Below are 12,829 nucleotides of genomic sequence, written 5' to 3'. Positions count from 1 at the left end.
GCGTTCCCTCTGGGCGCTGTTCGCCGGTGCGCTGTTCCTCAGTTCACTGTTCGCCGGTGAACTGTTCTGCTGGTCGGCCGCCGGAGGCCAGGGTGCACAGGAGGTCGCGGATCTCCGGCGAGTCCAGCGTGCCGCCCGGCTCGACCGGCACATGGTGGATGAGCGCGCTGCCGGGATCCACCAGCAGCGTGGTCAGGGCCGGCAGCGGTTTCCCCGCGACGATCGTCACGCGGACATCCGGGTATGCGGGGCAGGCCTCGGTGCTGGCCCCGAGGAACCGGAGCCAGGCCCGGTACCGTCCCAGCAGGTCCCTGGCCAGTACCCGGGCCTCGTCGTCGCCCCCGTACTCCTCGGCCAGCGTGTCGGCCACACCGAACAGCGCGGACTCCAGATATCCGGTCAGCTCCTCGCCGGTCGAGAAGCCCGCCAGGTCCAGCACGGGGTCCGGATCGTGCCCCAGTCGCCGGAAGAGGACGGCGAACTCCTGGCGCAGGTAGTCCTCGGCCACCGGATCCGGGTCCACCAGGATCAGTGGCACACCGGACAGGCCGGCCACCCGCAGTCCGAGTGCCGCCGCCGAGCAGTGCGCCAGCACCAGCCGGGGCGTCTCCGACGCGAGCTCACGGGCCTGGTCGGCCAGCGACCTCGGCGGTCCGGTGTGGAAGACGAGGGGGTCGACGCGGCGCAGACAGTGACGGCCGACCGCCTCTGCCAGGAATGCGAAGTCGGTGCTGTCCCCGGTGCCGGTCCCGGGAAACTCCAGCGCGAGCACGGGCGCCGTCATGTCAGAAGATCGTCCTTGACCCGGCGGACTGCCTGCTTGCCCTGGACTTGCGCAGGTCCCGGGCGATGTTCAGCCGCTTGAGCCAGCGGTCGCTGCCGTCGAAGCGAGCGGTGAACGGTCTCCTGCCATGGACCGCCGAGTAGTTGTCCAGGATCAACACCTCGCCCGGGGCGAGGACATAGCTGGTCATGGCCCCCTCTATGGAGGTCTCCAGCGCCTTGAGGGCCTGCTCGGCCTCCGGGTCCCCCCAGGCCCGCTCCATGAAGAAGGGGTCCAGGCGCAGATAGGGCCGCGACCTGTCGCCGAACAGGACGGCGATCCGCTCGGGTCGCTCGACCAGCCAGGTGATCCACTCGTAGCTGCGCCGGCGCAGCCGCTCGGTCTCCGGCTCGGCGTCGGCGCCCTCGACGGCGCGGTCCGGGAAATGGGAGCTGTCGGGCCGGATCGGGAACCGCTCCTCCCAGAGGGCCTCGTACTCCGGGCCGTCCAGCATCAGGTCCCGCACGGCGGTGTAGGTGGTCTCCACGTTGTCGGGGTTGCGCAGGCAGAGCAGACCTACATAGTCCGTGCGCAACGGGTGGAACGCGTCCTCCGTGTGCCACGTCAGCGGCTCCTCGCTGTTCGAGCCGACCTGCGCGTACTCGTCACCCCTGATCGGCACGACGTCGTGGAGGATACGACCGGCCTGCTGGGTGGACCACGCGATGGGATCGCCCAACAGGCAGCCGACCAGAAAGAAGTAGACGGCGTGGCTGTGGGTGGCGGTTTCCACGCGGTCCTTCCAGTGCCCCGGTGTGGGGCCGAGGCTGGCGTCGTCCACCGGATATCCGCTGATCACGAGGGCACCGTGCGGTTCGGTCAGCCGGAAGTTGTTGAGTTCCGCGCGCAGTGACCTGGGCAGTTCCTGGGCGTATTCCGACGCGACGCGCTGAAAGTCCGGGTCCTCGACGGACGAGAACGTCGCGGCGACCTCGCCGACCACCGCCTCGATCTCTTTGACGTCCTGTTTCTCGATCACAACTCGATACATCCGGTGGTCCTCCCGTTTTTTGTGGTCGGATTCGTGCGGTCCTTCGCGTCGCCGGTCGTCCCTGGGGTTCCCTACGACGCCGCGATACCGTCCGACACGACTCCCGCGCGACCGGCGAGGCCGGACACTGTCGGTGTGGCGAACAGGTCCGTGGGCAGGACGGAGAGTCCGCCGACCCGTAGCTTGCGCACCACGCTCACGGCGAGCAGCGATGTGCCTCCGATGGCGAAGAAGTTCTCGTCCAGACCGACGCCACCGACCCCGAGCACCTCTTCCCAGGTCTGCGCGATCAGCCGCTCCACCGCCGTCCGCGGCCGGTCTCCGATGGGCTCCCGGGTGAGCAGTCCGTCCTCCAGCGCGGCCGCCAGGGCCGCCCGGTCGAGCTTTCCGTTGCGTGTCACGGGAAACCGGTCGAGGCGGAAGAAGAGATTGGGCACCTGGTGCGCCGCCAGTCGTGCGTTCAGGTGGGTTCTGACGTGGTCGGCGTCCACAGCCGGGTCCGCGGTGTAGAAGCACACCAGTTGGTCGGCGGTTTCCCTGCGCAGCTGTACGGCCGCGTCACGGACGCCGACCGTGGTCTTGGCCGCTTGCTCGACCTCTTCCAGCTCGATCCGGAAACCGCGGATCTTGACCTGTGTGTCGGCGCGACCGAGGAAGTCCAGGACCAGCGTGCCTTCCGGCGTACGGACCAGCCGCGACAGGTCCCCGGTACGGTAGACGCGCTCGGTGCGGCCGTCAGGGAGGGCCAGCTCGCCAAACGCCTTCGCCGTCGCCTCGGCCGACTGGTAACCGTCGGCCACACCGTCACCGGCGATGAGCAGCTCACCGCCGACACCGAGCGCGCAGAGCTTTCCGTCCGCGTCCGTGACGTAGAGGCGGTAGTTCGGCAGCGGTACTCCGATGGAGACCTGCCCGTCCGACACAACGGGGTCGACCACGACCGAGCTGGCGTTGATGGTGGCCTCGGTCGGGCCGTAGACATTGCGCAGCTCGGCCGGCGAGTCGATCACCTCGTGCCATCGATGGGTTTCGTGGTGGTATACGGTCTCGCCGCCCACCACGACCCAGCGCAGGTCCGGCAACGAGCGCAGTGCGGGCTCCTGCTCGGCCGCCTCCCGCCAGTGGTGCCATTGGGCGGTGACCGCGTCCACGATGGTGATCCGCTCCGCCGCGAGCCAGCGCATCAGGCCGAACGGGTCGACCAGTTCGGCGTCGGGCACGGGGGCGAGAGAGGCTCCCGCCGCCCAGGCCGGAAAGATCTGCTGAACCGACGGGTCGAAGGTGAGTGGCGCCGTCTGCGCCAGCCGGTCGCCCGGCACGATGTCGTGCTCGGCCAGGAACCAGTGCACGAAGTTGAGCAGGTTCGCCTCGGTGATGCGCACGCCCTTGGGGCTCCCAGTGGTGCCGGAGGTGTAGATGATGTAGCAGATCCGCTCCGGGTCACCGCCGGTCACCGGACGGGCGTTCGGCAGGGGCGAGCGCTCCGTGCCGTCCGGCGAGGTGGGTCCGGCGGGGATCGGGTGCACCGGAACCGACCCGGTCGACCCGCTCAGTGCGCTCAGTTCGGCGGGCCCGGCCAGGACCGCCACCGCTCCCGAGTCCTCCAGGATGAAGCGCAGCCGGGACTCCGGATCCCCCGCGTCGACGGGGACGTATCCGCAGCCTGCCTTCAGCACGCCCAGGATGGCCGGGAAGGGATGGACGCTCCGTGCGGCCGCGACGGCGACGATGCCACCCCGCGGCACACCGGAGGCGATCAGCAGATCCGCGACCCGGTCCGCCCGTCGGCTCAGCTCCTGGTAGCTGAGTGTCTCCTGCTCGGTGTGCACGGCCGGCCGGTCGGGATGCTCCCGTGCCGCGTGCTCGATCCAGGCAACGATCCCACCGGTTTCGGGATAGGACCGACGCGTCCGGTTGAACTCCGTCCAGACGTCCCGAGCCTGCCCGACGTCCCAGGTGCCCCCCGCGCCGGTGGTCATCGGCCGGCCCTGTCGAGCGAGTGCGCGGCGGCCACCGACGCGATGGCGTCCAACCCGGCCACCAGTTCGCCGGACGGCCCGCCGAATCCGATCCGGATGCGCTCGGGATGACCGAAGCAACTACCCGGGACCACCAGGACACCGTGTTTGTCGGCGAGTTCGGAACAGATGTCGTCCGTGGTGGCCACGCCGAGGATGCGGGGGAACGCCGCGACGCCGCCGTCAGGACGCCGCCACGTTACGAGATCGCTGTGGCTGTCGACCCATTCCCCGAGCAACTCGCGATTGTGGAGGGCCTGGGCGCGGCGCGGGGCGATGATCCGGTCAGCCTGGCTGAGAACGGCTGTGGCCAGCAACTCGGTGACCGGGGAGGTGTTGAGCGTGACGTAGTCCCGCAGCCGGACCATGCGGTCGAGTACCTCGGGGGAGCCTGTGCACCAGCCGACCCGCAGACCCGGCAGGCCGAACGCCTTGGACAATGTGCCGAAGGACACAGCACGTTCGTATGTCAGGGTCGGATCGGGCAGCGCAGGCCGGTCGTGGGCGAGTTCGGCGAAGGCACCGTCCCAGATGAGGTAGGAGCCGTTCGCGGCGACCGCTCGCACAAGTTCCTCGAACGTCTCCCGGTCGAGGGAGACCCCGGTGGGGTTGTGTGGGAAATTGACCACGACCGCCCTGGTCCGGGGGGTCAGCAGTGAACGGAGCCGGTCGAGGCCGGGCCTGAAGCCGTCGTCGGCGTCCAGCTCCCAGACATGCAGCCGGGCGCCGATCGACTCGGTGATCGCCGAGAGCGACGCGTACACCGGGCTCAGCACCACGACCTCGTCGCCCGGGCGCACCAGAGCGGACAATGCGAGGAATATCCCCTCCGTGGAGCCGTGCGTCACCATGACTTTCGACGCGGAACCGCCGTATCTGTCAGCGACGGCGGAACGGAGTTCGTCACTGCCCAGTGACGGACTGTCCCTCAGAGGTACAGCGTCCAGAGCCTCGACTGTGATGTCGAGTTCACGCCGCAGATCTCCCAGCGAATACCCCTCGACTCCCGAACTGGAGATGTCGATACGCGCCGTGAAGTACCGGTCCCGAAGCCAGTCCTCCAGAGAGGATGCCCTTATTTCCGCAAGTGACATGTTCTCGGTCCCCTTTTCTCGTGGAGAATCGCGCGATATCCGCTCACTTCTCGGTCCCACCGGACGGAGGCCGCGCGGACAACGGGCGCATGTCGACCCAGACCTCGGCGATCACCGCCAGGCACCGGTCCTTGCCCGCCGCCTCACCAACAGCCCTCCAGCCCGCCGGTACGTCCTTGTCGGCCGGCCAGATACTGTGCTGCTCCTCGTGGTTCACCACCACCCGGTAGAGAACGGTGGTCTCATCCCGCGTCATCGGACCCACCCTGTTCCGCGACCTTCTTGTCGATCAGCTCGGCGAAGGAGCCCAGTGTCGGGGCGCGGAATACATCGGCGAGCCTCACTTCCGCGCCTTTCTGGCGGCGCACCTGTACGACCACGGTCATCGCCTGGAGAGATCGTCCGCCCAGTGCGAAGAAGTTGTCGTCGGGTCCGATCACGGCCGGGCCGAGCAGGTCCTGCCATATCTTTGCCAGCGTCCGCTCGGTCCCGGTGAGGTCATTTTTCTCTTCTGCGGAATCGCTCATTTCTCGGTTCCCCTGTTCATTCGGCCAGTCGCCCTTCCGGTCAGTTGTCCACGATTTCTCGTATGTTCTCGACCAGTGCGCGCATCAGTCCCGGCACATCGACGTCCGTACTGGTCGCCTGCCGTCCGACGATCCGGCCCGCGACGGTGTGACCTCGGTCGGCGAGTTCCACGGTCAGGTCCGATTCGGACCAACCGTTGAATTCCAGGTCCCAGAAGCTCTCCAGCCCGGCGAACTCCGGCGCCGGCAGCTCGTCCTCCCAGGCGAACACCACCCGGAACGGGTCGCCCGCCGATCGCCCCTGCCCCGAGCGAGCGGCTTCGAGGATCACCGCCGGGTCGAGGGCACCGTGCCGCTGGACCTCGCTCATCGTCCGGGCGACGGCCGCGAGGCAACTGGCGGGGGCCAGACCGGCGGGCAGCCGGAAGCGCACCGGCAGCACACTCACGTACTGGCCGATCGCGGCGAAGCCGGTGTCCGTTCCCCGGCGTGACACGGGCACGCCGACGGTGACGTCGAGCGTTCCGGTCTGGCGGGCGAGAGTACGTACGAACGCCGCGAGCAGCAGCGACTGCGGAGTGACGCCGTGCGCCGCCGCCGCTCGGCGAAGCCCGTCGGGCTCGGTGCCGGCCAGTTCCACCGGCCGGCACCAGCCCGCGAAGTCCGCCAGGTCCGTGGCGGTCCGTTGCCCGGGCAGTGCGGTCGGCTCCGGTGCGTCACCCATCATGGCCGCCCAGAAGGCCCGGTCCGCCGCCTCCTCGCCGACTGCGGGGCGGGCCGTTGAAGTGCGGGCGTCGGAAGTGAGCGATCCGGCCCGCGAGGCTCGGGCGGGCTCGACAAAGGCGGAGTAGCGTTGCGCGATCTCCTCCAACAGCCGGTAGATCGCGACACCGTCCACCGAGATGTGATGGAACGTCAGAAGGAGCAGGTGCTCCTTCTCACCGGTATTGATCAGCTGATATCTCCACGGCAGTTCCCTGGAAACGTCGATGGCCCGCGCACCGGCACGCCGGACCGCCTCGGCGGGATCTACGGTGCTGACGGCCAGCGGGCGGGCACCGGGACTCTGCCGGACCGTCGTCAGATCGACGCCGTCGAAGTGGAAGGTGGTGAGCAGCGCGGGGTGGCGACGCTCCACCGAATGGAGGGCACGTTGCAGTGCCACGGTCTGGAGCGGCCCTCGGAGGCGCACGCCCACCACGAGGTTGTATATCCCGTCCGTGCCCGCGAGCTCCTGGTGCAGCCACAACTGCCGTTGCACCGGGGAGGGACCGTCGGCCCGCGGCCCCGACAGCTCGGTGCTTTCCGGGTCCTGGCCGACGGCGCTGTCCACCAGTTCCGCCAGCGTCCTCAGTGTGTCGGCGCTGAGCACATCGGAGACCGGGATGGAGACCCCCAGGCGGTCGCGGAGCGCCGTGCTCAACTGGGCGGCCTTGAGCGAGTGGCCGCCGAGCGCGACGAAGTTGTCGCCGGCCCCCGCCTGTCTGGTGCCGAGCAGCTGATTCCACATCCCACCGATCACCCGCTCTGTCTCAGTCCTGTCGTCCGTGTCCGACGCGCCCGTGTCCGTTCCCGCCGGCCAGCGAGGTTCGGGCAGCAGCTGACGGTCGACCTTGCCGGTGACACTGACCGGCAAGCTCGGCAGCAGCTCGATGGCGGAGGGCCGCATCCAGTCGGGCATCCTCGTCGCCAGCTCCCGCCCCACCTCGTCAGCCCGCAGTCCGGTGCCGACGAGGTAGGCGACCACCGCCAGCTCCCCGGCGGGATTCGCCCTGGCCACCACGGCGGCCTGCCGGACCCCGGGCAGGCCGAGCAGTACCTGCTCGATCTCGGACGGTTCCAGACGGTGACCGCGGATCTTGAGCTGTTGATCGATCCGGCCGTGGAAGGAGAGGACACCGTTCGCGTCACGGCGTACCAGGTCACCGGTCCGGTAGCGCCGCACGCCCGCCTTGTCCACGACGAACCGGGCCGCCGTACCCGCCGGATCGTCCAGGTACTCACGAGCCACCACCGGGCCGCCGATGAGCAGTTCACCCTGCTCGCCGTCCGGGAGTGGCGTCCCGTCCTTGCCGACCACCACGCAGTCGACCCCCGGCAGCGCCCTGCCGATGATCTCGGGCGTGGTGCTCGGCGTCACCCGGTGGGTGGTGGTGATCACTCCGGTCTCGGTGATGCCGTACACCGCGTGCATGTCGGTGTGGTCGGAGAGATTGCGCAGCATCGACGCCGGCACCGACTCACCGCCCAGCATCACCGTCGTGTGCTCGGGCAGCCTACGGAAGTCGCTGTCGCTGAAGGCGCCGAACAGGCTGGGAACCCCGTGCACGATCGGAGCGCGGATGTCCGCGACAGTGCCGACCAGCGCCGGTCCCAGCAGGTCGTCGCGGTCCGGCACGTACAGCGTTCCCCCGGTCGTCAGCGCGAGCCAGAGATCCATCATCGCGACGTCGAACGACCACGACGTGGTCAGCACATGGGTGCGCGGTCGGTCGGCCAGGCCAAGATAGGCGGCCATCTCCCCGCTGGTGTGGGCCAGTACGCCGTGGGGTACGACAACGCCCTTGGGCCGACCGGTCGTTCCCGAGGTGAAGCAGATGTAGGCGGCGCGGTCCCGGTCGGTGGCCGGCAGTGCCGCCGTCCCCTCCTCGCCAGGGTGCGACCCATCGTGGCTGACGAAGCCATCGGCCAGCGACCGCGTCGCGGCATCGGTGATCACGGCGGCCGGACTGGCGAGTTCGACCAGTGCGCGCAGCCGGTGCTCGGGCTGGTGCAGGCCCACCGGGACCGCGCATCCGCCGGCGAGCATGACGGCGGCGATCCAGACCGCCTGGTCCGTCCCCGTGCCCAGCAGGACGACGACGCGGTCCTCCACCCGAAGTCCCCGGGACACGAGAAGGCGGGCGCGGCGGTGTGCCAGATCGGACACCTCCTGATGATTCAAAGTGACGCGACTGTCACGACAGGCGGGCGCGTCATGGGCCTGTTCGGACGCGCTCAGCCATCGGTCCAGTACAAGGGGGTGATACGACGTCATGTGCTGGCCTCACTTCGCTCGTGGTCGGGTGGAGGGCGCCAGCACCCGCGAGGGGCGCCTGTGCCGGGCACGCGGGGTCGGCGGACCGGACCGTCACTCACAGCAGTCCCTCCGGCACGTCCCTGCCGAGCAGCACCGCGCCCGACAGCGCCGTCAGTTCCGCGCCGAACATGGCGTGCTGGCTGGCGGTGTGCGCGTCGCACAGCAGTCGCGCGAACCGGGACTCGCGTTTCGCGGCTCCGCCGCCCGCAGCCAGGTGCAGCCGGTCGACCACCCGCAGGCAGCCGGCGCGCACCGTGTTCATCGCGATGCGCAGTTCGGCCTGGTGTCGGACGGAGGGTGTGCCGTCGGCGCATGCCTCCTCCAGCCGGTCGACCGACTGGTACAGCAAGGCACGTGCCGCGTGGACCGTGCCCCAGGACTCGGCGACCAGCGCCTGCGCATGCGGCTGGTCCGCGAGAAGGCCGTTGCCGAACGTCGGCCGCTTGCTCCGGGCGTGGTCGGTGAACGTGGTGAGCATTTCGGTGGCGATGCCGAGCGGGACCGCCGCGCACGCGGCGAAAGTCGCCCGGAACGACATCCGGAAAACGAGGTCCGGCCAGGCCGGGGGGCCACTGAGGCTGGAGACGACCCGGTGCGCCGGGACGGTCAGCGCGTCGACGGCGAACAATCCGCTGCCCGACGAAGCCAGTCCCAGACCGTCCCAGGGTTCGCGGTAGGCGATCTCGGACGTGGGCACCACCACGAAGGCCGAGCGAGGGACGGGCTCGTCCGCGAAGACCGCGTGCACCGCCACCCACTGGCAGGAGTTCACCCCGCTCCCGAATGCCCAGCGCCCCTCGACGACATACCCGTCGTCACCGCGCCGAACCGTTCCCGTGGGTGCGAGGGCGCCGCCGATACGTGTGTCCGGTCGGGCGTAGACCTCGGCGACAAGCTCCGGCGTCGCATGGCACAGCAACCACGGTGCGGTACCCATGATGAACAGGCACCAGGCCGAGGCCGCGTCCACCGTCGCCACCCGCTCGACCGCGGTCACCAGATCCCGCAGCCGGCCACCCCGGCCGCCGTACCTCCGGGGCAGGCACAGCGCGGTCAGCCCGGAGCGTGACAACAGGTCCGCGACCTCTTCCGGAAAGTCGCCAGGCAACTCCAATGCCGCCGAGTGCGCCCGCAGTTCGAGGCACACCTTGTCGATCAGCTCTCCGACGTCGGGCGATTCACCGAGGTCAGGCGGTACGTCGAAGTCGTACAGTAAGTCGGGGGACGGCGTCGGGTCATTCTGCGGCTCGGCCATTCTGCCCACCTTCGGTAGAGGCACGGGGTGCTGGGGGTGCGAGCAGAGAGAGGATGTTTCCCTCGACAAGGGCCAGGTTGAGGTCGGCGGTTCCGCCAGCGAACGTGCACGCTTTGGCACTCGCCTCGTCGTCGAGCAACTCGTCGACAGGTACGCCCCGCGGGCCTTGTTCCACCGCGGCCTCCGTCCGTGCCTCGGCGACCTCCAACGCGACCGCGCAAGAGGCGACTTTCGCCATGCCGCTGTCAGCCATGGACGGCGCACCGGGGCCACGCAGCACCGCTTCGAGCAGCGCCTGCGCCGCGAGCGTCCGACGAGCCAGTTCCGTACGTCGACCGGAGCGGATGTCGGCGATCCACCGTCGCGCGTAGGCCAGTTGTTGGGCCGCCAGGATCAGCCGCTCCCTGATCAGTCCCGTCAGCAGGGTTCCTGTTGCCTCTCCGCGGTGCAGGTCCCTCTCGGACAACGCGTACGAACGCAGATCGAGCGCCGCGAAGCCGACACCGCGCCAGGCCCGGGTGGGCAGCGGCCTGCGGTGCACCTCAGGTCGGCGGGTGTCCGCCCACGCGAGGACCAGACCGGTTTCGCACCGCGCGGCAACCAGAACGAAATCGCAGTCGGCGGCGCCGGCGACGTAGGTCTTCGTGCCGTCCAGCATGAGGTCCGGCCCCGCCCGGCGCACGGTCGTCCGCAGCGCGGAGAGATCACTGCCCACCTGCGGCTCGGTGACGGCGACGGCTACCAGCGCGCCCTCGGCTCGTACCTCCTGAAGGATTCGCGCGCTCGCCGGCGCGGCCCCGGGGCCCGTCAGATAGCTCCGTACTACCTGCCGGTGGGTCATCACCCTGGCGGCAAGACCGGGCGGCAGCAGTCGGGCCAGCGCTTCGGCCGTGATGACGTCGTCGAGCAGTGTGGTCGCCGCGGCGGGGTTCGCCTCTTGCAGGGCCATCACCAGCCGCCGAGCTTCGGCCGTGACGGGACCGGACGACGAGACGGGGGGCGGGACCACAGGCACGGAGAGGGAGGTTCCGAGCGTCTTCGCCAGCCGATCCGTGAACGGCGGATCCAGTCTGCCGAGCGGGCCGAGGCCCAGGTGGTCCGGTGTCGGTCCGAGGCCGGGCGCCCCCGGCAGTCGCAGATGTATCCGGCGTACGGTGTCCGGTCGGGTGTCGAAGACCCCCGCGCCGGCGTGGATCTCCTGGCACCTGCGGACACAGTCGAGCGCGGAACTCACGGCGGCGGCCCGCAGGGCGTGCACCTCCCGGGTTCTCGGCTCGGGCCCCGTTCGTGCCTGGGCCTGCGCCTGGGCCGCGGCGGCGGCCCGATGCGCGGTGATCCCCAGGGCCAGCCGCTGCCGAAGGACGCCGTGGTCCATCAGGGAGCCGCCGTAGGCTGTCCGGCCGTTCAGCCATCGGGCGACGTGACCGAGGTACTCGCCCGCGGTCTCGACCGCGAGAGCGGTGTCGTGGCCGTCCACGGGATTCACGTCCGCACCTCCAGTGCCGGATTCGGGCTGATCAGCCGTGCGAACCGCCGTACCAGGGCCAGCAGTTCCGACTCCTGCCCATGCCCGGCGATCACTTGGAGGCCGACGGGCAGGCCGGAGCCGCCCGGGACCACCGGCATGGAGACGGCGGGGAGCCCCGCGACGCTGGGCACCGCGCACCAGGCAGACAGCGAGAACACAGGCAGGTCCGTGCCGCCGACACTGGTCCGGTCGGCGAGCAGGGGAATCCGCGGGTCGCGCGGTGGCAGTGCGGTCCTGCCCAGCACAGGGAGCAGCAGCGCCGAGTACGCGGAGAAGAAGCGTGCCCACTTCAGCTGGAAGTCGATGCGCTGCCTGTGCAGCCGCCGCCAGTCACGATGGGACATACCGGCGCTCCACCACGCGACCTCGACCGGGTCCGCCCCCGCCAGTGGCCGCGGCAGGGCGTGCGCCGGCGAGTCCGCCTCGTCCTCCGCGTACAGCAACTGCTGGCACAGCAGCCAGTTCTCCGCCAGATCCACGGGAAGCCGGACCTCCTCGACGCGGTGGCCGTGCGCGCGCAGCCGGTCGAGGGCGATCTCCAGGCTCTCCGCCACCTCGCCGGACAGCGGCGCCGACGCGTCGGCCGACACGACGGCGAGGGGGGGCCGCGCCGTCCCCGCGGGCGAGCGCCCGGCGGCGTGCTCGGGCCGGTGACGACCCCACAGCACGTTCCACACGATTTCGAGGTCCTCGGCGGATCGTGTGACGGGGCAGACGGTGAGCATCTCGGCCATGTCGTCCTGCGTGGCGGGACCCGGTACGTGGCCCAGTGCCGAGGTGGTCCCCATCGTCGGCCGGAGGGCGAACACACCGCAGGCGTGTGCGGGGATACGGGCCGAGCCCGCCACGTCACTGCCGATGTCGAAGGTGCTGTGACCGGCGCGCACCGCCGCGGCCGAGCCTCCCGAGGAGCCACCGGGGCTGAGCCGGGTGTCGATGGGGTGCGCGGTTCTGCCGTGGTCAGGGTGCCAGGTGTCGATGTCCGCCGCCCGGACGGGGGCGTTGCTACGGCCCAGGACAACCGCCCCGGCCGTGCGCAGGGAGGCGACCACCGCCGCGTCACGACGGGCGGCGACCCCGTAGGGGGATCCCGGGTCCACGTCCTTCTCACCATGGGTGAACCCTCGGACCGCGAACGTCCGTTTCACTGTCACAGGTATCCCGCACAGCGGCCCGACGTCCGTCGGGTCCCGCCTCAGCCGATCGTCAGCCACGCGGGCGGACCGTAGCGCCTCATCGGGGAAGTACTCCACTACGGCATTGACCGACGCGCCCCGCTCGATGCGCCGAAGGCACTCCTCGACCAGTCCGACGCTGGTGAGCCGGCCCGCGCGCAGCCCCGTCGCCAGCATGTCGATCCCGTCGGCGACCGATCCGGTCGTCATGCCGCCCTGCCTTCCTGAGTACGTCCCACGGGTTTACGACTCTGGGACCGCGCGGGTGGGGCAGGGGTGGTCTCCACACCGGAAAGGACCGGTTGAAGAGGATCGAGGCAGAGGTGAAGCCGCCTCTTC

The 12,829-nt window shown here is 70.0% G+C and carries 10 protein-coding genes; all 10 read right to left on the bottom strand.

Annotation, left to right across the window (positions count from 1 at the left end):
• Window positions 1-43: 43 nt before the first annotated feature.
• On the bottom strand, window positions 44-784 hold the full coding sequence (locus PV734_RS40640) for an alpha/beta fold hydrolase (protein WP_319294457.1): 741 nt from the start codon (window positions 782-784) through the stop codon (window positions 44-46).
• 1 nt (window position 785) lies between these two features.
• Window positions 786-1,814 carry a guanitoxin biosynthesis L-enduracididine beta-hydroxylase GntD gene (gene gntD / locus PV734_RS40635; protein ID WP_319098440.1) on the bottom strand — a complete coding sequence of 343 codons (1,029 nt, stop codon included), beginning with the start codon at window positions 1,812-1,814 and terminating at the stop codon, window positions 786-788.
• 71 nt (window positions 1,815-1,885) lie between these two features.
• Window positions 1,886-3,793 (bottom strand): amino acid adenylation domain-containing protein, encoded by a 1,908-nt coding sequence (locus tag PV734_RS40630; protein WP_319098438.1) that lies wholly within the window; start codon window positions 3,791-3,793, stop codon window positions 1,886-1,888.
• Window positions 3,790-4,926 (bottom strand): capreomycidine synthase, encoded by a 1,137-nt coding sequence (gene vioD, locus PV734_RS40625; protein ID WP_319294455.1) that lies wholly within the window; start codon window positions 4,924-4,926, stop codon window positions 3,790-3,792. Before vioD ends, PV734_RS40630 begins: the two co-directional genes overlap by 4 nt.
• Window positions 4,927-4,969: 43 nt before the next feature.
• Window positions 4,970-5,182 carry an MbtH family protein gene (locus PV734_RS40620; protein ID WP_319098436.1) on the bottom strand — a complete coding sequence of 71 codons (213 nt, stop codon included), beginning with the start codon at window positions 5,180-5,182 and terminating at the stop codon, window positions 4,970-4,972.
• On the bottom strand, window positions 5,169-5,453 hold the full coding sequence (locus PV734_RS40615; RefSeq protein WP_319098435.1) for a phosphopantetheine-binding protein: 285 nt from the start codon (window positions 5,451-5,453) through the stop codon (window positions 5,169-5,171). Before PV734_RS40615 ends, PV734_RS40620 begins: the two co-directional genes overlap by 14 nt.
• 40 nt (window positions 5,454-5,493) lie before the next feature.
• Window positions 5,494-8,490 carry an AMP-binding protein gene (locus PV734_RS40610; protein WP_319294453.1) on the bottom strand — a complete coding sequence of 999 codons (2,997 nt, stop codon included), beginning with the start codon at window positions 8,488-8,490 and terminating at the stop codon, window positions 5,494-5,496.
• A gap of 97 nt (window positions 8,491-8,587) precedes the next feature.
• Window positions 8,588-9,787 carry an acyl-CoA dehydrogenase family protein gene (locus PV734_RS40605; RefSeq protein WP_319098433.1) on the bottom strand — a complete coding sequence of 400 codons (1,200 nt, stop codon included), beginning with the start codon at window positions 9,785-9,787 and terminating at the stop codon, window positions 8,588-8,590.
• A complete protein-coding gene (locus PV734_RS40600) occupies window positions 9,768-11,273 on the bottom strand; it encodes an acyl-CoA dehydrogenase family protein (RefSeq protein WP_319294451.1) in 1,506 nt (501 codons plus the stop codon). Before PV734_RS40600 ends, PV734_RS40605 begins: the two co-directional genes overlap by 20 nt.
• Window positions 11,270-12,700 (bottom strand): amidase family protein, encoded by a 1,431-nt coding sequence (locus tag PV734_RS40595; RefSeq protein ID WP_319098431.1) that lies wholly within the window; start codon window positions 12,698-12,700, stop codon window positions 11,270-11,272. The genes PV734_RS40600 and PV734_RS40595 overlap by 4 nt, the downstream gene beginning before the upstream one ends.
• Between the last annotated feature and the right edge of the window lie 129 nt (window positions 12,701-12,829).

Source organism: Streptomyces sp. AK08-02 (assembly GCF_033795085.1).
Lineage (GTDB): Bacteria > Actinomycetota > Actinomycetes > Streptomycetales > Streptomycetaceae > Streptomyces > Streptomyces echiniscabiei.
The sequence above is the reverse complement of the archived record's forward strand: the minus strand, read 5'-3'. Positions and strand labels throughout refer to the sequence as shown.

What these genes read in the sequence shown, in the direction of transcription:
- PV734_RS40640 (WP_319294457.1), bottom strand. Translation starts at nt 784, where the DNA reads ATGACGGCGCCCGTGCTCGCGCTGGAGTTTCCCGGGACCGGCACCGGG.
- gntD (WP_319098440.1), bottom strand. Translation starts at nt 1,814, where the DNA reads ATGTATCGAGTTGTGATCGAGAAACAGGACGTCAAAGAGATCGAGGCG.
- PV734_RS40630 (WP_319098438.1), bottom strand. Translation starts at nt 3,793, where the DNA reads ATGACCACCGGCGCGGGGGGCACCTGGGACGTCGGGCAGGCTCGGGAC.
- vioD (WP_319294455.1), bottom strand. Translation starts at nt 4,926, where the DNA reads ATGTCACTTGCGGAAATAAGGGCATCCTCTCTGGAGGACTGGCTTCGG.
- PV734_RS40620 (WP_319098436.1), bottom strand. Translation starts at nt 5,182, where the DNA reads ATGACGCGGGATGAGACCACCGTTCTCTACCGGGTGGTGGTGAACCAC.
- PV734_RS40615 (WP_319098435.1), bottom strand. Translation starts at nt 5,453, where the DNA reads ATGAGCGATTCCGCAGAAGAGAAAAATGACCTCACCGGGACCGAGCGG.
- PV734_RS40610 (WP_319294453.1), bottom strand. Translation starts at nt 8,490, where the DNA reads ATGACGTCGTATCACCCCCTTGTACTGGACCGATGGCTGAGCGCGTCC.
- PV734_RS40605 (WP_319098433.1), bottom strand. Translation starts at nt 9,787, where the DNA reads ATGGCCGAGCCGCAGAATGACCCGACGCCGTCCCCCGACTTACTGTAC.
- PV734_RS40595 (WP_319098431.1), bottom strand. Translation starts at nt 12,700, where the DNA reads ATGACGACCGGATCGGTCGCCGACGGGATCGACATGCTGGCGACGGGG.